General features: G+C 73.4%; 18 protein-coding genes. 10 read left to right on the top strand and 8 right to left on the bottom strand.

Annotated elements, in window-relative coordinates; genetic code table 11:
* Nucleotides 1–99 precede the first annotated feature (99 nt).
* Complete coding sequence (locus JAO84_RS12200; RefSeq protein WP_265862753.1) at nt 100–1,245, bottom strand: transposase; 1,146 nt, start codon at nt 1,243–1,245, stop codon at nt 100–102.
* A gap of 625 nt (nt 1,246–1,870) precedes the next feature.
* Here JAO84_RS12200 and crcB (JAO84_RS12195) point away from each other — a divergent pair.
* The 7 genes from crcB (JAO84_RS12195) to JAO84_RS12165 all read left to right on the top strand — a co-directional run bounded on the left by crcB (JAO84_RS12195) (nt 1,871) and on the right by JAO84_RS12165 (nt 7,770).
* On the top strand, nt 1,871–2,284 hold the full coding sequence (crcB, locus tag JAO84_RS12195) for a fluoride efflux transporter CrcB (RefSeq protein WP_370412888.1): 414 nt from the start codon (nt 1,871–1,873) through the stop codon (nt 2,282–2,284).
* Nucleotides 2,281–2,643, top strand: a complete 363-nt coding sequence (locus tag JAO84_RS12190) for a DUF190 domain-containing protein (RefSeq protein WP_370412887.1) — start codon at nt 2,281–2,283, stop codon at nt 2,641–2,643. Before crcB (JAO84_RS12195) ends, JAO84_RS12190 begins: the two co-directional genes overlap by 4 nt.
* Nucleotides 2,640–2,993 (top strand): fluoride efflux transporter CrcB, encoded by a 354-nt coding sequence (gene crcB, locus JAO84_RS12185; RefSeq protein WP_370412886.1) that lies wholly within the window; start codon nt 2,640–2,642, stop codon nt 2,991–2,993. Before JAO84_RS12190 ends, crcB (JAO84_RS12185) begins: the two co-directional genes overlap by 4 nt.
* 238 nt (nt 2,994–3,231) lie before the next feature.
* Complete coding sequence (gene kdpF / locus JAO84_RS12180; RefSeq protein ID WP_057950521.1) at nt 3,232–3,321, top strand: K(+)-transporting ATPase subunit F; 90 nt, start codon at nt 3,232–3,234, stop codon at nt 3,319–3,321.
* Nucleotides 3,322–3,329: 8 nt separating this feature from the next.
* Entirely contained in the window at nt 3,330–5,009 is a 1,680-nt protein-coding gene (kdpA, locus tag JAO84_RS12175) for a potassium-transporting ATPase subunit KdpA (protein WP_370412885.1), read from the top strand.
* A complete protein-coding gene (kdpB, locus tag JAO84_RS12170) occupies nt 5,006–7,120 on the top strand; it encodes a potassium-transporting ATPase subunit KdpB (RefSeq protein ID WP_370412884.1) in 2,115 nt (704 codons plus the stop codon). Before kdpA ends, kdpB begins: the two co-directional genes overlap by 4 nt.
* 5 nt (nt 7,121–7,125) lie before the next feature.
* Entirely contained in the window at nt 7,126–7,770 is a 645-nt protein-coding gene (locus JAO84_RS12165) for a potassium-transporting ATPase subunit C (protein ID WP_370412883.1), read from the top strand.
* 32 nt (nt 7,771–7,802) lie between these two features.
* Here the strand turns inward: JAO84_RS12165 and JAO84_RS12160 are convergent, their stop codons facing one another.
* The gene (locus JAO84_RS12160; protein ID WP_370412882.1) at nt 7,803–9,230 is read right to left on the bottom strand and encodes a DHA2 family efflux MFS transporter permease subunit; all 1,428 of its coding nucleotides are present in this window, start codon (nt 9,228–9,230) and stop codon (nt 7,803–7,805) included.
* Between the two features lie 13 nt (nt 9,231–9,243).
* On the bottom strand, nt 9,244–9,891 hold the full coding sequence (locus tag JAO84_RS12155; RefSeq protein ID WP_370412881.1) for an NADPH-dependent FMN reductase: 648 nt from the start codon (nt 9,889–9,891) through the stop codon (nt 9,244–9,246).
* 128 nt (nt 9,892–10,019) lie between these two features.
* On the opposite strand from JAO84_RS12155, the gene JAO84_RS12150 reads away from it, so the two are divergent.
* Nucleotides 10,020–10,715: a TetR/AcrR family transcriptional regulator C-terminal domain-containing protein gene (locus JAO84_RS12150; RefSeq protein WP_370412880.1), complete on the top strand. Its 696-nt coding sequence runs from the start codon at nt 10,020–10,022 to the stop codon at nt 10,713–10,715.
* Here the strand turns inward: JAO84_RS12150 and JAO84_RS12145 are convergent.
* The gene (locus JAO84_RS12145) at nt 10,691–11,494 is read right to left on the bottom strand and encodes a hypothetical protein (RefSeq protein ID WP_370412879.1); all 804 of its coding nucleotides are present in this window, start codon (nt 11,492–11,494) and stop codon (nt 10,691–10,693) included. The genes JAO84_RS12150 and JAO84_RS12145 overlap by 25 nt on opposite strands.
* Before the next feature lie 88 nt (nt 11,495–11,582).
* Nucleotides 11,583–12,617 carry a serine hydrolase domain-containing protein gene (locus JAO84_RS12140; RefSeq protein WP_370412878.1) on the bottom strand — a complete coding sequence of 345 codons (1,035 nt, stop codon included), beginning with the start codon at nt 12,615–12,617 and terminating at the stop codon, nt 11,583–11,585.
* 156 nt (nt 12,618–12,773) lie between these two features.
* Here JAO84_RS12140 and JAO84_RS12135 point away from each other — a divergent pair, with 156 nt between their 5' ends.
* Entirely contained in the window at nt 12,774–13,154 is a 381-nt protein-coding gene (locus JAO84_RS12135) for an ArsR/SmtB family transcription factor (RefSeq protein WP_370412877.1), read from the top strand.
* Nucleotides 13,155–13,255: 101 nt separating this feature from the next.
* Nucleotides 13,256–14,530: an MFS transporter gene (locus tag JAO84_RS12130; protein WP_370412876.1), complete on the top strand. Its 1,275-nt coding sequence runs from the start codon at nt 13,256–13,258 to the stop codon at nt 14,528–14,530.
* On the opposite strand, the gene JAO84_RS12125 is transcribed toward JAO84_RS12130, so the two are convergent.
* The 3 genes from JAO84_RS12125 to JAO84_RS12115 form a co-directional block, all read right to left on the bottom strand.
* Nucleotides 14,500–15,513: an ABC transporter permease gene (locus tag JAO84_RS12125; RefSeq protein WP_370412875.1), complete on the bottom strand. Its 1,014-nt coding sequence runs from the start codon at nt 15,511–15,513 to the stop codon at nt 14,500–14,502. The two genes, JAO84_RS12130 and JAO84_RS12125, sit on opposite strands and share 31 nt — an antisense overlap.
* An 84-nt stretch (nt 15,514–15,597) precedes the next feature.
* Entirely contained in the window at nt 15,598–16,527 is a 930-nt protein-coding gene (locus JAO84_RS12120; RefSeq protein WP_370416733.1) for an RNA polymerase sigma-70 factor, read from the bottom strand.
* A 53-nt stretch (nt 16,528–16,580) separates the two neighbouring features.
* Entirely contained in the window at nt 16,581–17,801 is a 1,221-nt protein-coding gene (locus JAO84_RS12115) for an NAD(P)/FAD-dependent oxidoreductase (RefSeq protein ID WP_370412874.1), read from the bottom strand.
* Nucleotides 17,802–17,922: the final 121 nt, after the last annotated feature.

Genomic DNA, 17,922 nt, shown 5'->3' with positions numbered 1-17,922 from the left:
GAAGCCCCAACTCCCGGACCCCGGTCCGAAGCCCGGGCCGGGGACCGATCCGGCCCCGACCCGGAAGCACCTCGATCGCTGCTCGGTCTCTGCTCGGCCTCAGCCCGCCGAGCGCGCCGGCGCCGCGCCGAACGGCGCGTTCCGGTCCGCGGCGAGCACCGTCGCCGCGTGCGCCGCCGAGGCCAGCGTGATGTGCCGGTGCCAGCCGCGGAAGGAACGGCCCACGAAGTCCCGCAGGCCCGCGCCCTCGCCGACCGCCCGGAAGTCCCGCTCGACCCGCCGGGACAGCTTGGTCAGCCGCAGCAGCGGACCGACCGCCGAACCGGTCAGATCGGTGATCCACAGCCGGGCCGGAGCCTCCTGCGGCTCGTCCCACTCGCCGAGCAGGAGCAGCGGCCGCTGCCGCTCGCCCGCCGGCACCGGCAGGGTGACCCGTACGGCCGTGGCCAGCGAGGTCCGCGAGGTGCGCACGCCGTGCACCGAGTCCACCCAGCTCACCGGACGGCGCAGCCCCTTCAGCGACTCCAGGATCTGCAGCGCGGTCAGCGGCCCCGAGCCGAAGCCGGGCAGCGAGCGGTCCGCGACGGTCAGCCGGCAGCCCGCGCCGATCCGCGCCACCACCGGCACGCCCGCCAGGGCGAGCCGGTGCAGGGCCGCCCGGCCCGCGCCGCCGCGCACGTCGAGCAGCAGCGGCTTGCGGGCCACGTCGGGCCAGCGGGCGGTGTCGAGCGCCGCGTTGACCGCGCACTCCTCCAGGGTCTCCTCGCCGGCGCCCTCCGGGACCTCGGCCCGGTCGCGCCGGGTGCGGTCCTTGACCCACGGATCGGGCAGGAAGAGCCGCCAGTTGACCGGCACGCTGGTCTCCTCGGAGGCGAACCACAGACCGAACGCCTGCTGCCCGCGGAAGACCTGCCCGCGCTCCGGGTCGAACCGCCGGTCGACGCCCACCGAGTGCTGTCCGGCCTTCGGTATCGGCATCGGCCGCACGACCCAGGCCTGCGGGGCCGCGGTGCGCTGGACGTGCCGGGCCAGCTCGGCGCGCATCGGCCGCCAGTCCCAGGTGGAGCTGGAGATGAAGTGGTGCAGGCTCTGCTCGGCGGCCGGGCCGCCGATCTGGGCGGCGATGTTGCGGATGGACTTGCGGCCCTGCGCGGTCAGCAGACCGCTCAGATACTGCTCGGCCTTCATCCGCTGGTCGCGGCGCGGGAAGCCGGAGAACAGCGCGGCGCAGAGTTCGCCGTACACGTCCTCGCCGGCGGTCTTGCCGACCGCGTCCCGGTGCCCGGTGACGGTCCTGAACCTCGATGCGGTTGCGACGGATGTACTCACGACACTCCTGCCATGGGGGGTGGTGCAGCTCCCTCCCGCTGCCCCACCACACTCCCGTCCCCGACCCCTCCCGGACGAGGTGGAGACGGCACCCGTCTGGGCCGCCCGGTGGTGGCCGGACCACACCCCCACCCCCGCTCGACCCTTTCCGGCCACGGGACGCGATACCCCACGGGGGGATCTGACAGATTCGGGAGCCCGGCTTTGACCCCCGTGCGGCCCCGCCCGGAACATCGGGGCGAGGCAGCACGGGCCGGGCTCCGGTTAATGCCCCAGGCCGGAGACCGTGCCTGTGCGCCTCGTCCCCCGCCGACCGGCCGGCCGTCCCCGCCGACGGCGGGGCCACTGCCGAGCGGCGGGCCGCCCCCTGCCGACCGGTGGTGTGCGGCGCCTGCTGCTGGTGCCCTGCCGACCGGCGGGACCACGCGGGACCGGCGAGGTTTCTGCCGATCCGGCGGGACCCATGCGCGAGGCGGGGTCCCGGCCCCCCCGGTCGGGTCCCTGCCCATCGGCGGGAATGCGCTGCGCCTACGCTGGTGCCATGGGATTCCGCGCACAGCTGCCGGTCGTCGGGGTGATCGCCGCGGGCGGCGCGCTCGGCGCGACCGCGCGCTATGCCGCGACCCTGCTCTGGACCACCCCGGCCGGCGCGTTCCCCTGGACGATCCTGACGGTGAACGCGGTCGGCTGCGCCGTCCTCGGCGCGCTGATGGTGGTCGCCACCGAGACCGCGAACCCGCCGCACCCGCTCGTCCGCCCCTTCCTCGGCACCGGCGTCTGCGGCGGCTTCACCACCTTCTCGACCTATTCCCTCGACACCCAGCGGCTGCTCGCCGGCGGCGAGGTCCCGCGCGCCCTGCTCTACCTGGGGGGCACCGCCGTGACCGCGCTCGCCGCCGTCTGGGCCGGCGTCGTCGCCGCCCGCGCCGCCACCGTACGGAGGATCCCGTCATGACCCGGCTCGCGGGCCGCGCGCTGCGGCTGACCGCCCTCGTCGGCGAGAACGACACCTGGCACCACCGCCCGCTGTCCACCGAGATCGTGCACCGCGCGCACGCCGCGGGACTGGCCGGGGCCTCCGTCTTCCACGGCGTCGAGGGCTTCGGCTCCTCCGCCCTGGTGCACACCGCCCGGCTGCTCTCGCTCGGCGAGGACCTGCCGATGGCGATCGTGATCGTCGACACCGAGGAGCGGGTGCGGGCCTTCCTGCCCGAGCTCGACGAGCTGATGCGGGACGGCGGCCTGGTGCTGCTCGACGCCTGCGAGGTCGTACGGTACGGGCCGCCCGCGGCGGCCGGGGAGCCGCCCGCGTGAACTGGCTGCTCGTCGTCGCCGGCGCCGCCGTCGGCGCCCCCCTGCGCTACCTCACCGACCGGGCCGTCCAGGCCCGCCACGACTCGGTCTTCCCCTGGGGCACCTTCGTCGTCAACGTCGTCGGCTCCTTCGTCCTGGGCCTGCTCACCGGCGTCGCCTCGACCCGTCTCGGCCTGCTGCTCGGCACCGGCCTGTGCGGCGCGCTCACCACGTACTCCACCTTCTCCTACGAGACGCTGAAGCTGTACGAGTCGGGCGCGCGCGCCTACGCCGCGGCCAACCTCGCCGGCAGCACCGCCGCCGGTCTCACCGCGGTCTGGCTGGGCGTCGAGGTCGCGCAGACCTTCTGAGCGGGCTTCCTCCAGCCGTCGCTTTCCGCCCCCCATCAGGACCGCGTCAAGAGGCCCGTCGCGCGCGTCAGGGGTCCGTCAACGGCGGCGGTGACCTGGCCGAAAAGAGGTTTCCTCGTCTGGTCAGACAATCCGCTCTCTTTTGTCAGGAGCTCACGATGGCCGACGTGGCCTTCGTCGTCACCACGGTCGCGGTCTTCGCGCTGGTGGCGTTCATCGCCAGGGGGGTGGCGAAGCTGTGAGTGCCGAGAACATCGTCGGGCTCATCGTGGCCGCCGCCCTGCTCGGGTATCTGGTCCTCGCCCTCGTCAAGCCGGAGAGGTTCTGAGCCCCGCCATGAGTCCCGTCCTGGCTGGAATCCTCCAGCTGCTCGCCCTCGTCGTCGCTCTCGGTCTGTCCTACCGGCCGCTCGGTGACCACATGGCCAAGGTGTACTCCTCGGAGAAGCACTACCGGCCCGAGAAGTGGATCTACAAGGCGATCGGCGCGAACCCGTCGGTGGAGATGCGGTGGCCCGCGTATCTGCGCGGTGTGCTCGCCTTCTCCGCGGTGAGCGTGCTGTTCCTGTACGGCCTTCAGCGGCTGCAGGGCTCCCTGCCGGGCTCGCTCGGCTTCGTCTCCATCGACCCGGACCAGGCCTTCAACACGGCCGCGTCCTTCGTCGCCAACACCAACTGGCAGTCGTACTACGGCGAGCAGGCCATGGGCCATGTCGTGCAGACCGGCGGCCTCGCGGTGCAGAACTTCGTCTCGGCGGCCGTGGGCATCGCCGTGGCCGTCGCCCTGGTCCGCGGCTTCGCCCGGTCCCGTACCGGCGAACTCGGCAACTTCTGGGCCGACCTGGTGCGCGGCTGTGTCCGGATCCTGCTGCCGATCTCGGTGATCGGCGCGCTGGTCCTGGTGGCGTGCGGCGCGATCCAGAACTTCTCCGGCATCCACGAGGTGGGTCAGTTCTTGAATGGGCACAGCGCGGGTGGCGCGCAGCAGTGGAACGGCGGCGCCGTCGCCTCGCAGGAGGTCATCAAGGAGCTGGGCACCAACGGCGGCGGTTACTTCAACGCCAACTCCGCCCACCCCTTCGAGAACCCCAACGGGCTCTCCAACCTCTTCGAGATCTATCTGATTCTCGTCATCCCGTTCGCGCTGACACGGACCTTCGGCCGCATGGTCGGCTCGATCAAGCAGGGGTACGCGATCCTCGGCACGATGGCCGTGATCTGGCTCGGCTTCACCGCGCTGATGATGTGGACCGAGTTCGCGGGCAAGGGCCCGGCGTTCGAGCTCGCCGGCGGTGCCATGGAGGGTAAGGAGACCCGTTTCGGCATCGGCGCGTCTGCGATCTTCTCGGTCGCGACCACGCTGACGTCGACCGGTGCGGTCAACTCCTTCCACTCCTCCAACACGGGCTTCGGCGGCGGCATCAATCTGCTGGGGATGCAGCTCGGCGAGATCGCGCCCGGCGGAGTCGGCTCCGGCCTCTACGGCATGCTGATCATGGCGATCATCGCGGTCTTCATCGCGGGTCTGATGGTCGGCCGCACCCCCGAGTACCTGGGGAAGAAGATCGGCACCCGCGAGATCAAATACGCGGCCTGCTACATCCTCGTCACCCCGGCGCTCGTACTGTGCTTCACCGCCCTCGCGATGGCCCTGCCGACGCCCGCGCACTCGATGACCAACTCCGGCGCGCACGGCTTCTCCGAGATCCTGTACGCCTACACCTCCGGCGCCAACAACAACGGCTCCGCCTTCGCCGGCCTGAACGCCGACACCCAGTGGTTCAACTCGACGATCGGCATCGCGATGCTGCTCGGCCGGTTCCTGCCCATGGTGTTCGTGCTCGCGCTCGCCGGCTCGCTCGCCGAGCAGTCGCCCGTACCCGAGACCGCGGGCACCCTGCGTACTGAGAAGCCGCTGTTCACCGGCCTGCTCGTCGGCACCATCATGATCATCACCGGTCTGACCTACTTCCCGGCCCTCGCGCTGGGTCCGCTCGCCGAAGGGCTGGCAGCATGAGCACCCTCACACCCACCCGCGCGCCGCACGAGGACGCGCCCCGGTCCTCGCACCAGGAGGACGCCCACACGGGCGGCCGGGTCGGCGGGGGTCTGTTCGACCCGGGGCAGCTGGTGAAGTCGCTGCCTGATGCGATCCGGAAGCTCGACCCGCGGGTGATGATCAAATCGCCGGTCATGTTCGTGGTCCTGGTCGGCTCGGTGGTGACGACCGTGCTCGCCGTCATGCACCCGGGCGACTGGTTCGGCTGGGCGATCACCGCCTGGCTGTGGTTGACCACGATCTTCGCCAATCTGGCGGAGGCCGTGGCCGAGGGCCGCGGCAAGGCCCAGGCCGACACCCTGCGCAAGGCCAAGACCGACACTGTCGCCCGCCGGATCACCAAGACCGGCGAGGAGCAGGTGCCCGGCACCGAGCTGACGATCGGCGACCTCGTGGTCTGCGAGGCCGGCGACGTCATCCCCGGCGACGGTGACGTCGTCGAGGGCGTGGCGTCGGTCGACGAGTCGGCGATCACCGGCGAGTCCGCCCCCGTCATCCGGGAGTCGGGCGGCGACCGCTGCGCCGTCACGGGCGGGACGAAGGTGCTGTCCGACCGGGTCGTCATCAAGATCACGACGAAGCCCGGCGAGACGTTCATCGACCGGATGATCAACCTGGTCGAGGGCGCCGCCCGGCAGAAGACCCCCAACGAGATCGCCCTCAACATCCTGCTCGCCTCGCTGACGATCGTCTTCCTGCTCGCCGTGGTCACCCTCAAACCGTTCGCGATCTACGCCGGGGCCGACAAGCAGACCTCGATGATCGTCCTCACCGCGCTCCTCGTCTGCCTCATCCCGACGACGATCGGCGCGCTGCTCTCCGCGATCGGCATCGCCGGCATGGACCGGCTCGTGCAGCGCAACGTGCTGGCGATGTCCGGGCGTGCGGTCGAGGCCGCCGGCGACGTGAGCACCCTGCTGCTCGACAAGACCGGCACCATCACCCTCGGCAACCGCCAGGCCGCCGAGTTCGTGCCCGTACGCGGGACGACGGAGGCGGAGGTCGCCGACGCAGCCCAGCTGTCGTCCCTCGCGGACGAGACGCCCGAGGGCCGCTCGATCGTCGTCCTCGCCAAGGAGAAGTACGGGCTGCGCGAGCGCCACCAGGGCGAGCTCGCGGGTGCCGAGTGGGTCGAGTTCACCGCCCAGACCCGCATGTCGGGCGTGGACATGGACGGCCGCAAGGTCAGGAAGGGCGCGGCCGGTTCGGTCGTGGCCTGGGTGGAGGAGCAGGGCGGTCATGTCGCCGAGGACGCACAGCAGCTCACCGACCGCATTGCGCAGGCTGGTGGCACGCCGCTGCTCGTGGCTGTGGCGGACGGCGAGGGCGCGCGTGTCCTCGGCGTCATCCACCTGAAGGACGTCGTCAAGGACGGCATGCGCGAGCGCTTCGACGAGCTGCGCCGCATGGGCATCAAGACGGTCATGATCACGGGTGACAACCCGCTGACCGCCAGGGCCATCGCCGAGGAGGCCGGTGTCGACGACTTCCTCGCCGAGGCCACCCCCGAGGACAAGATGGCCCTCATCAAGCGCGAGCAGGCCGGCGGCAAGCTCGTCGCGATGACCGGCGACGGCACCAACGACGCCCCGGCGCTCGCCCAGGCCGACGTCGGCGTGGCCATGAACACGGGCACGTCGGCCGCGAAGGAGGCCGGCAACATGGTCGACCTCGACTCCGACCCGACCAAGCTCATCGAGATCGTCGAGATCGGCAAGCAACTCCTCATCACCCGGGGAGCGCTGACCACCTTCTCTATCGCCAACGACGTGGCGAAGTACTTCGCGATCATCCCCGCGATGTTCGCCGTCGCCTACCCGTCGCTCGACAAGCTCAACATCATGCAGCTGGCCTCGCCGGAGTCCGCGATCCTCTCCGCCGTCGTCTTCAACGCGCTGATCATCATCGCCCTGGTCCCGCTGGCCCTGAAGGGCGTCCGCTACCGGCCGAGCAGCGCCGACTCGATGCTCCGCCGCAATCTCGGGCTCTACGGACTCGGCGGCCTGATCGCCCCGTTCATCGGCATCAAACTCATCGACCTGCTCCTCAACCTCATCGGAATCGGCTGACCGTCATGAACAACTCTGTTGGAAACGCGGGGCGGTTGCTCTGGGCCGGCTTCCGTGCCCTCCTCGTCCTCACGGTCGTGCTCGGCGTGCTCTACCCGCTCGCCGTCACCGGCATCGCCCAACTCGTCTTCCCCGGCAAGGCCAACGGCTCCGAGATCAAGGACGCGAGCGGCAAGGTCGTCGGCTCCGAACTCATCGGCCAGAGCTACCAGGACCTCAAGTGGTTCCAGGCGCGCCCGTCGAACGGTCTCGGCACCAACTCCGTCAACACCCAGTACAAGATCATCCTGTCGGGCGCGACCAACCGCTCCGGTGACAACCCCGAGCTGATCAAGTGGGTCACGGACGCCAAGGCGGCCGTCGTCAAGGACAACTCGGTCGTCGGCTTCACCGTACGGCCCGAGGACGTCCCCGCCGACGCCGTCACCTCCTCCGGCTCCGGCCTCGACCCGCACATCTCCCCGGAGTACGCGAAGCTCCAGGTCCACCGGATCGCCCAGCGGAACCACCTCACCGTGGCCCAGGTCGACAAGCTCGTCGCCGACCACACCGACGACCGGATCCTCGGCTTCATCGGCGAGCCCCGGGTCAACGTCCTCCGGCTCAACATCGCGCTGAAGGCGCTCGTGGCGGAGTCAGCCAAGGGCTGACGCCGCCACGGCGCCTGTCGACGAGGGAGGCCTCAGGCCCGGCGGCCCGGCAGGAGCAGCGCGGGCAGGACGGCCAGGGCGATGAGGGCCGCCGCGACCGCGTAGGTGAGCCGGAAACCGGCCGGGTCGGTGCCGGCCGAGGCGAGGACCACCGAGCAGAGGGCGGTGCCGATGGACGCGCCCAGCTGCGAGTTGATGCTCAGCGCGGTGCTCGCGGCGGCCAGCCGGTCCTTCGGCAGGTCGCGGCTCGCGGTGGTCATGGTCGGCATCAGGACGATGCCCGAGCCGACGCCCATCAGCATCGCCGCCGCGATCGGCCGCCAGACCGCCACGTCCGGGATGCCGGTCTGCACGGCGCTCAGCCCCATCCCGAGCGCGCCGAGGACGACACCGATCGGGATCAGCCGCCGGGGCGTGGTCCGGTCGATGCGCCGGGCGGCGAGCTGCATCGTCAGGCCGACGGTGAGCCCGACGGGTACGGAGAGCAGCCCGGCGGTGCTCGCGGTGAACCCGCGCACCGACTGCCAGTACACCGGCGCGAGCAGCATCGAGCCGAAGTAGCCGCAGGTGAACAGGGCGAGGGTGCCGATGCCCGCGGCGAAGGTGCGGTCGCGGAGCAGCCGCAGGTCGAGCAGCGGCTCACGGGCCGTCAGGGCCCGCCGTACGAAACCCGCCACGAGGACGAGTCCGGCAAGCGCGGGCAGCAGCGCCCCGGGCGCGGTCGGGTCGCCGTCCTCGCCGCCCCGCGCGAGCCCGTACAGGAGCAGCGCGAGCCCGGGGGAGAGCATAAGGAGGCCCGGTACGTCGAGCCGGGGCGCCGGTGCGCCGACGCGCGGCGCGTCGGGGCGCAGCAGCCGGGCGGCGAGGACGAGGGCGAGCGCGCCGAGCGGCAGGTTGACCAGGAAGATCCAGTGCCAGGTCGCGGCGTCGACGAGCCAGCCGCCGAGGGTGGGCCCGATGACCGGGCCGACCAGGATCGGCAGTCCGCCGATCGCCATCGCCCGGCCCATCCGTTCCGGATCGGCGGCGCGCATGACCATCGTCATGCCGACCGGCATGAGCAGCCCGCCGCCGAGCCCCTGCACGGCCCGGAACGCGATCAGACTGCCCGCGTCCCAGGCGAGCGCGGCGAGCAGCGAGCCGAGGGTGAAGAGCACGAGCGCGGTGAGATAGGTGCGGCGGGCGCCGATCCGGCCCATCGCCCAGGCGGCGGTCGGGATGACGGCGGCGAGCGCCAGGGTGTAGGCGGTGGCGGTCCACTGAATGGTGGTCAGCGGGGCCTGGAAGGCGTCCGAGAGGCTGCGGAGCGCCACATTGACGATGGTCATGTCCAGGACCGCCATGACGGAGCCGAGGACGGTGACGGCGAGGACCCGGTTGAGCGCGGTGCCGGTCGGTCCGCCCGGGACCGTCTGCCCCGAAGGGGCGACGGGTCCGGTACGGGGCGGTGCGGAGGTCATGGCCGGTGCCCCCTCAGCCCTGGTACGGGAGGTCGGCCCGGGCGGTGCGCAGCGCGCGGCCCCACCAGGTGAGCTGGCCCAGCATGCCCTTGGCGGCGCCCTCGGCGACGGTGCGGTCGAGCGGCTGCCCGTCCTCGCCGAGGCCGGACCAGGGGCCGTGCAGGCTGACCGAGTCGCGCACGGTGGTGGCGTGCAGCTCGGCGAAGACCAGCCGGAGCTGCTCGACCGCGCGCAGGCCGCCGCCGAGGCCGCCGTACGAGACGAAGCCGACCGGCTTGGCGTACCACTCGGTGCGGTGCCAGTCGATGAGGTTCTTCAGGACGGCCGGGAAGCTGTGGTTGTACTCGGGGGTCACGACCACGAAGGCGTCGGCGGCGGCGAGCCGCGGTGAGACCTCGGCGAGCGCGGCGACGGCGCGCGGGTCGACCTCCCCGCCCCAGCCGGGCATGACCAGCGGCAGATCGACCTCGGCGAGGTCGATCACATCGAGCTCCAGGCCCCCGTGCGCGGCGGCGACGCGGGTGAACCAGTCGGTGACGGCGGGGCCCTGGCGCCCCTCGCGGACGCTGCCGACGAGGACGGCGACGCGCAGCGGAGCCGTCGCGCCGGTGTTCTGGCCGGTGTTCTCGACGCCCGCGTTCTCAACACTGGTCGTGGACATGGCTGTTCCCCCTCCATGAGCGGCCGGAACGCCCGCTGCGTTCCGGCACACCAGGAAGGTACAACGAGCGTTGTAAAAAGTGCAACGCCCGTTGTACTTGTCCGAGGTTCCACGGGTAAGGTGCCGTCATGAGCAGCAGCAACGACGCCTGGATGGAGCGCGCCAAGCGCGAGGTCCCGCCCCGCAAGCTGGAGAAACAGCTCGCCATCGTCCGCGCGGCCTGCGGGGTCTTCGGCCGCGAGGGCTACGCGCGGGCCTCGGTCGACGCCATCGCCGCCGCCGCGGACGTGTCGACGCGCACGCTCTACAACCACTTCCCGGGCGGCAAGGCCCTGCTGTTCCGCACCGTCGTCACCTGGACGGCCAACGAGGTGCGGGACGCCCAGCTCGCCCGCCTCCACGCGCTCCTCGACCCCGCGCGCCCGCCCCACCCCGACGACCTCGAACGGGACCTGGTCGCCCTCGCCCACGCGTTCACCGACCTCATCGGCGAGTACCAGGACCACTTCGCCCTCGTCCGGCACATCCACGCCGATGCCGGGCACATGCCCGAGGAGGTCATGACCGCCTGGCGGGAGGCCGGCCCGCTCCCCGTCGCCCGTGCCTTCACCGCCGCCCTCGCCGCCCTGGAGGACGCCGGGCTGCTCGACCTGCACGGCGACGCCGCCCTCGCCGCCGTCCACTTCCCGGCCCTCACCTCGGCCGCCGTCCTCCAGCGCTCCGTCTACGGCCTGCTGCCGCTCCCGCAGGACGAGACCGACCGGCTTCTGCGCGGCGGCGTCGGCGCCTTCCTGCGCGCCTACCGCGCTGCGGAGGGTGCGTAGACCCGCGCCTCCGCCCGGGGGACGGCCGGGGCGAGCGCGAAGCCGTGGTTCGCGGCCACCGACCGCAGGTGCTCGGCGGACAGCGAACCCGGCCGCTCCAGGATCAGCGCGGGCAGCCCCGCCCGGCCGTACCCCGCCGAGCGGTGGAAGGCCACGACGGTCACCGGCACCGGCGCGTGATGCGGGTGGTGTGCCTGTGTCGCCCTGTCATCGGCGTGCGCCAGGACCGGTACGTCGGGCAGATGCCGTGATGGGTCGGCGAAGGCGGTGAACAGCAGGCCGGTGCCGACGCGGTCGAGCGCGGCGGCGAAGAAGGCGTTCGACGGGCAGTGCCGGCCGGGCGCCACGACCCGGGTGGTGCGCACCCCGTCCCGTACGGCGGTCAGATGGTCCGGCACCGTCTCCGCGGCCGGCCCGCGGAAGCCGAACGGCCCCAGCTCGTACAGCTCCTCCATGAGCAACCGCAGGGGGCGGCGGGGGAGTTCGGCGGGCAGCCGGGTCCAGTCGAAGAGCCCGGGCAGTGCCTCCGGTGTGGTGGTGACGCTGCCGGCATGCCCCTCCGGGCGGCCCTTGAGCCGGTTGGCGAGCGCGACCCCCTCCCGGTCGGGTCGGGCGGTCAGCGCGTGGATGTTGGCGAAGCCGTGCAGCACCGCGCGGCCCCGGGTCAGCGCGTCCGCCGCCGCCCGTACGTCCCCGGGGTCGGCGACCGGCCATCGTGTCCCTCGCTCCGCCGCCGGCTCCGTCATCAACGCCGTCCGCTCGTCTCCCATCGTCGCCATCGTCGTGCCTCCACTGCTCGTCGCCTGCCTGATCGTTTACGGCGTGCAACGATCCCGGCCCGATCCGGTCACCCACGGTCACTGTGGGTCACGGGAAGGCGGTCGCGCGGAAGGCGTCCCGGACCCGGGTGATCGGGCCCGTCGCGCGCGTGAAGTACAGCTTGTTGGTGAGCAGGACGGCCCACCGCCCGCGCGCCGGGCTCACCCACATCCCGGTGCCGGTGAAGCCGTAGTGCGCCCAGATGTCGTCGCGGGCCGTCGTGCCCGGCGCGAGATGCCAGAACAGGCCGCGGGGCGGGGCGAGTTCGCCGGTCCGCACGCGCAGCGACGCCGCCGTCCACTCCGCCCCGAACGGCGGCCGTACGGGATCGAGCACCTGCCGCAGGAAGCGCCCCAGGTCCCCGGCGGTGGCGAAGGTCCCCGCGATCCCGCACGCCCCGCCGAGCAGCCGGGTCGAGAAGTCGTGGACGGTGCCCCGCAGATGGGTGCCGGTCTCCTCGTCGTACTCGGTCGGCGCGGCCCGTGCGACGAGCTCAGGCGGCAGCGGCCCGTACCGGGTCTCCGTCATCCCGAGCGGCTGCCACACCCGGGTCGCGGCCAGTTCGCGCAGCGGCCGGCCGCCGGTCAGGAACTCGGCGAGATAGCCGAGCGCCAGCGCCGCCCGGTCGGTGTACTCCACCGCCTCGCCGGGCCGCCGCCGCAACCGCTCCCGGACGACCCCGTCCCGTACGTCCTGCGGGTCCGAGCCGTACAGCGCGCGGAGGTTGGCGCGCAGCGGCAGCCCGGCGGTGTGGGTGAGCAGTTGCAACGGCGTGACGTCGCCCAGCGGATGCCCGGCCGCCTCCGGCCAGAAGTCGCCCAGCGGTATGTCGAGAGGCAGCTTGCCGTTCTCCACCAGGGTGCCGACGACCGGCCACACGGCGATGATCTTGGTGAGGCTCGCGAGGTCGAACAGCGCGTCGGCGCCCGCCGGTTCGCCCCCGGGTGCGAGCGCCCCGACGCCCCCGCCCGCCACCGCGCCGCCGGCGTCCCCGACCGCCCACACGGCCCCCGGGAACACCTGGGCGCGGACCCCGTCCTGAAGGAGCCGTTCGATGCGGGGAACGGCGAGGGTCGTGTTCATGTCCACCAGGGAGGTCTACCCGTGGCGCGGGCGGCGCGACCGCGGAAGCCTCGGGTCCGGGACGGGCGGAACCTTTCGGTCCGGGACGGCGGAAGTCGGTCGCTCCGGGACCGGCGGATGGGGTCGAGTGTCGGCGAGCGTGCCTACGATGCCCCCATGGCCTCACGTGACGGCGACCCCGAACCGGCAGACCCGAAGGGCGCCCACCCGCGCACCCATGAGCACACCCCCGGCGTCCGCGAGCTCGACGCCGCCGCCCGGGTCTTCGGGCTGCTCTCCGACCCCACCCGGCTGCATCTGGTGTGGCTGCTCTCGCGCGCCGAGTCCGATGTCAGCGCGCTCGCCGAGAGCGTCGCCGCCGCCCGCCCCGCCGTCAGCCAGCACTTGGCCAAGCTGCGCCTCGGCGGTCTGGTGGAGTCCCGCAAGGAGGGCCGGCGGGTGGTCTACTCGCTGCCCGACGGGCACATGAAGCGCCTGGTCGTCGAGGCCATCAGCCATGCCGACCACCAGGTGACGGGCGAGCCCTGGCACGACTGAGCGCCACCGGGGCACCTTCCGCCGGGACTGGACGATTCAACGCGTGCGCACATGCGCACGCGTCGGCTACGGTGGAGGCACCCGCGCCCCCGAGGTGGCCCATGCCGTCCGTCCTGCGCAACCGCACCTACCGCCATCTGTTCACCGCCCAGGTCGTCGCCCTCGTCGGCACCGGCCTCGCGACCGTCGCCCTCGGCCTCCTCGCCTACGACCTCGCGGGGGCCGACGCCTCCGCCGTCCTCGGCACCGCCCTGGCGATCAAGATGCTCGCGTACGTGCTGATCGCACCGCTCGCCACCGCCCTCGCCGACCGCGTCTCCCGGCGCGCCCTGCTCGTCTCCATGGACCTGATCCGGGCCTGCGTCGCGCTCGCGCTACCCTTCGTCACCCAGGTGTGGCAGGTGTACGCGCTGATCCTGCTGCTCCAGGCCGCCTCCGCCGCCTTCACGCCCACCTTCCAGGCGACCGTGCCCGAGGTGCTCCCCGACGAACGCGACTACACCCGCGCCCTGTCCCTCTCCCGGCTCGCCTACGACCTGGAGAGCCTGTTCAGCCCGGTGCTCGCCGCCGCGCTGCTCTCCCTCGTCCGGTACGCGTGGCTGTTCACCGGCACCGCCGTCGGCTTCGCCGCCTCCGCCGCCCTGGTCGTGTCCGTCCTGCTGCCCACGCCCCGGCCCACCGCCGGGCCCTCGGACCCCCGGCCCCGCCGGCAGGTACTGCGCGGCACCCGGCTCCTGCTCGCCACCCCGGCCCTGCGCGCCCTGCTCGCGCTCGACCTGGCGGTGGCCGCCGCGGGCGCGCTGGTCCTGGTGGACACCGTGGTCCTCGTCCGCGGCCCCCTCGGCCGGCCCGCCGGCGACGTCCCGCTCGCCCTCGGCGCGTACGGCGCGGGCTCCATGGCGGTCGCCCTCCTGCTGCCCCGGGTCCTGGACCGGACGGTCACCGAGCGGGCCCTGATGCCGGCCGCCGGCGGCGTCCTGACGGCCGCCCTCGCGGTCTGCGCGGCCGGCCTGGCCCTCGGGCCGGGGGCCTGGGCGTGGCCCGCGCTGCTCGTGGCCTGGGCGGTCATCGGCGCGGCGAGCTCGGCGGTGCTCACCCCGGGCGGCCGAGTGCTGCGCCGCTCGGTCGCCCCCGGCGACCTGCCCGCCGCCTTCGCCGCCCGCTTCTCCCTCACCCATGCCTGCTGGCTCCTCACCTATCCGCTGACCGGCTGGCTCACCGCCCGCACCGGACCGGCCGCCGCGACCGGCGCGCTCACCGTCCTCGCCCTCGCCGGGAGCCTGCTCGCCCGCCGCCTGTGGCCCCGCACCGATCCGGTGCCGGAGCCGCAGGCGGATCGGGCAGGTCAGGCCGGTCGGACGGGAGCGGTCGTGTGACGCGTCCGCAGGGTGCCGGCCAGGCAGAGCAGCGCGCCGACGGCGAGCCAGACACCGAGCACGGTGAGCGCGGAGGCGGCGCCGTGGCCGTCGAAGAAGGCGGTGGAGCGCAGCAGCCGGCCACCCGCGCCCGGCGGAAGCAGCCCGCCGAACTCCCCGCTCCACCCCGGCAGCATCTCCGGCGCGGTCGCCGTGCCCGAGAGCGGATTGCCGATCAGCATCATCGTGACGCCGCCGATCGCGAGCCCGGCCGTCCCGAGCAGCGCTTCGAGCCCGATCACGCTCACGGAGGTGGCCGCCACGGCCAGGGCGACGGCGCCCGCGTTCGCCGCGTACGAGCCGCCGAGCGAGCCCAGCCAGAACTGCAGCAGCGCCGCCACGGCCGCGCCGCCGGTCAGCGCGAAGGCGAGCGCGCCCACCACCCGGCGCGAGGTGCCCCGTACGAACCGGGTGAGCACCACGGCGGCCAGCAGCCCGCCCATCACCAGCGGCAGCGCCCCGGCCGACAGACCGGCGCCGCGCGGGTCCTCGGCCGGCAGCGGTACGAGATCGGTGACCGGGCCGGCCGCCGGGGCGCCGCCGCCGGAGGGCCGGGGCGCCGGGGCGAGCGCGGCCCCGAGGCCCTGGAGGCTCTGCGCGACCACCGGGCTCGCGGCCGAGGCCACGAACACCCGCGGTCCGCCCGGTCCCGCGTCCACCGCCCCGTACACCGCCCGGTCCCGGACGAGCCGCTCGGCGGCGGCCGCGTCGGCGACCTCGGTGACGGCGAAGGCGCCGGGCCGGGCGCGGTCCAGGGCGGTGCGGACCTTTGCGACGGCCGCCGGCGGGCCCGCGACGGCGATCGGCACGTCGTGCGGATGCGAGCGCACCGAGGGCCAGGCGAAGGCGGTGAGCAGCACGGCGACCACCGCCGTGAGCAGCCCGACGGTCGCGGCCACCCGCGACCAGGGGGAGGGGGAAGACGTGTTCTGGGCAGCATTCATGACGCCTCCTCGGATGGACCGTCAGAGTCGTTGCGGAAAGGGTGAGTTCAGCGCGTGGGGCAGCTGGTCAGGGGGGCTGCGGGGTCAGCGGGTCAGCGGGGTCTCGGAGGCGATGCGGGTCAGCTTCTCCGGGTTGCGGACGAAGTAGATGCCGGCGATGCGGTCGTCCTCGACGCGGAAGGCCATCACGCCGTCGAGTTCGCCGTCGACCAGCACGGCGAGCGCCGGGCTGCCGTTGACCACCGTCGGGACACAGCTGACGTGCACCCCGTGCTTGGCGGTGCCGCCCAGATAGAAGCGGACGAACGTCTCGGCGCCGACCACCGGGTGCAGCGCGGCCCGCTTCACGCCGCCGCCGTCGCTCACGAGCACGACGTTCGGGGCGAGCACGTCCAGGAAGCTCTGCGGGTCGCGGGATTCGAGCGCGCGGCGGAAGGACTCCAGGACGCCGCGCACCTTCTCCGGCGGGAGCGGGGTGCGCGGGCGGCGGGCGTCGACGTGCCGGCGGGCCCGGTGCGCGATCTGGCGGACCGCCTCCGGCGTCTTGCCGAGGGCCTCGGCGATCTCGGCGTACCCGATGTCGAAGACCTCGCGCAGTACGAACACCGCCCGCTCGGTGGGCGCCAGGGTCTCCAGGACCAGCATCATCGCCATCGACGTGCTCTCGGCGAGCTCGACGTCCTCGGCCACGTCCGGCGTGGTGAGCAGCGGCTCGGGCAGCCACTGCCCGACGTAGGCCTCGCGCCGCCGCTTCACCGCGCGCAGCCGGTTGAGCGCCTGCCGGGTGGTGATCCGGACCAGATACGCCCGGCGGTCCTCCACCCGTGCCAGGTCGACCTCGGCCCAGCGCAGCCAGGTCTCCTGGAGCACGTCCTCGGCGTCGGCGGCCGAGCCGAGCATCTCGTACGCCACGGTGAAGAGCAGGTTGCGGTGGGCGACGAAGGCGTCCGTCGCCGCGTCGGTCGACGCGTCCGTGCCGCTGCCGTCGTCCGTGTTCCGCTCCATGCCGCCCATGCCGCCCATGCCGCTCGAATCCCCCGTCGTGTCGGTGTCGTTCCGGTCGTCGCTCATGCCCCGACCCGCTCGCTCTCCCGCAGCGCCCGCAGCGCGTCCCGCCGTACGTTCCCGGCCTTCGGCCACGAGTGCCTGCCCGGCGTGCGGGCCTCCTCCTTCAGGTGCTTGACGCTGAACTCGCAGGAGAGTTCCTTGAGTTTCGCACCCGCGCGCCCGGGGACGTACAGCCGCCGGGCGGTGTCGTCCTTGCGCCCGAGCTGGAAGACGGCGGCGCGCCGCCCCAGGCTGATGCACATCGCCGGGAACGACAGGTCGATCGGCTCCGGCCGCCGCCCCGCGACCCGGGCGAGCACCGTGTCGGCGGCGTGCGCGCCCAGGCAGCCCGCCGCGTAGGCGCTCATCCGGAACGGCAGGTCCGACGGCGCCGCCGCGTCCCCGGCGGCCACCACCCGCTCGTCGCCCACGCAGGTCAGCGTCTCGTCGGTGCGCAGCCGCCCGGCCGCGTCGGTGCTGAGCCCGCTGCGCGCGGCCAGGTCCGGCACGCCGAAGCCGGCCGTCCACACGGTCACCGTGCTCGGCAGCTCCCGCCCGTCGGCGAGCCGTACCGCCTCGCGCGTCACCTCCGTCACCCGCGACCCGGGGCCGTCGAGGACGGTCACGCCGAGACCGGTCAGCCGCCTGAGCACCGTACGGCGGGCGGCGGGGTGCAGATACGGGCCCAGGACGCCGCCGCAGGACAGGGTCACCCGCCGTCCCCGCTCGGCGAGTTCGGCGGCGGTCTCGATGCCGCTCGGGCCGCCGCCGATCACCGTCAGGGCGGCCTCCGCGGGCGCGCCCTCGACGACCTCCTTGAGCCGGCGGGCCGCCTCCAGGGAGGCCACCGGGTACGCGAACGCGGCCGCCCCCGGCACCGCGGGCTCGCCGGCGCCGCTGCCCACCGCGTACACGAGGTAGTCGTAGCCGAACGACCCGCCCGAGCCGAGCAGCACCCGGCGCCGCGCCGCGTCGATCCGCGTCACGTCGTCCACGACGAGCGCGACCCGCTCGGCCAGCACGTCCCGGTACGCGACGACCGCCTCGTGCGTCCCGGCGACCAGCTGGTGCAGGCGCAGCCGGGGCACGAACTCGGTGCGCGGGTTGATCACGGTCACGTTGAGGTCGGGGTTCTGGGTGAGCCGGTTGGCCGCCATCACGCCCGCGTAGCCGCCGCCGACCACGACGACGTCGATGCCGTTTCCGGTGCCGGTGTCCGTGCCGCTCAGGTGCTCGTTCATCGCGTCTCTCCTCCGTCGTCCCCGCCGGCGGGGTTCGCCCTCAGGGGTTCGGCCTCAAGACACCGCGCCCCCGATGGGCGTGACGAAATATGACGCAGGTCACATTCGAAGACTGATGTGG

Origin of the sequence: Streptomyces fradiae (genome assembly GCF_041270065.1) — a bacterium.
Taxonomy (GTDB): Bacteria; Actinomycetota; Actinomycetes; order Streptomycetales; family Streptomycetaceae; genus Streptomyces.
Note: the sequence above shows the minus strand (reverse complement) of the source record. Positions and strands in the feature narration are given on the sequence as shown.

Coding starts and splice junctions, on each gene's coding strand:
- crcB (WP_370412888.1), top strand. CDS start 1,871: ATGGGATTCCGCGCACAGCTGCCGGTCGTCGGGGTGATCGCCGCGGGC.
- JAO84_RS12140 (WP_370412878.1), bottom strand. CDS start 12,617: ATGAACACGACCCTCGCCGTTCCCCGCATCGAACGGCTCCTTCAGGAC.
- kdpB (WP_370412884.1), top strand. CDS start 5,006: ATGAGCACCCTCACACCCACCCGCGCGCCGCACGAGGACGCGCCCCGG.
- JAO84_RS12115 (WP_370412874.1), bottom strand. CDS start 17,801: ATGAACGAGCACCTGAGCGGCACGGACACCGGCACCGGAAACGGCATC.
- JAO84_RS12130 (WP_370412876.1), top strand. CDS start 13,256: ATGCCGTCCGTCCTGCGCAACCGCACCTACCGCCATCTGTTCACCGCC.
- JAO84_RS12125 (WP_370412875.1), bottom strand. CDS start 15,513: ATGAATGCTGCCCAGAACACGTCTTCCCCCTCCCCCTGGTCGCGGGTG.
- JAO84_RS12135 (WP_370412877.1), top strand. CDS start 12,774: ATGGCCTCACGTGACGGCGACCCCGAACCGGCAGACCCGAAGGGCGCC.
- JAO84_RS12165 (WP_370412883.1), top strand. CDS start 7,126: ATGAACAACTCTGTTGGAAACGCGGGGCGGTTGCTCTGGGCCGGCTTC.
- JAO84_RS12160 (WP_370412882.1), bottom strand. CDS start 9,230: ATGACCTCCGCACCGCCCCGTACCGGACCCGTCGCCCCTTCGGGGCAG.
- JAO84_RS12155 (WP_370412881.1), bottom strand. CDS start 9,891: ATGTCCACGACCAGTGTTGAGAACGCGGGCGTCGAGAACACCGGCCAG.
- JAO84_RS12120 (WP_370416733.1), bottom strand. CDS start 16,527: ATGGGCGGCATGGAGCGGAACACGGACGACGGCAGCGGCACGGACGCG.
- kdpA (WP_370412885.1), top strand. CDS start 3,330: ATGAGTCCCGTCCTGGCTGGAATCCTCCAGCTGCTCGCCCTCGTCGTC.
- JAO84_RS12145 (WP_370412879.1), bottom strand. CDS start 11,494: ATGGCGACGATGGGAGACGAGCGGACGGCGTTGATGACGGAGCCGGCG.
- JAO84_RS12150 (WP_370412880.1), top strand. CDS start 10,020: ATGAGCAGCAGCAACGACGCCTGGATGGAGCGCGCCAAGCGCGAGGTC.
- JAO84_RS12190 (WP_370412887.1), top strand. CDS start 2,281: ATGACCCGGCTCGCGGGCCGCGCGCTGCGGCTGACCGCCCTCGTCGGC.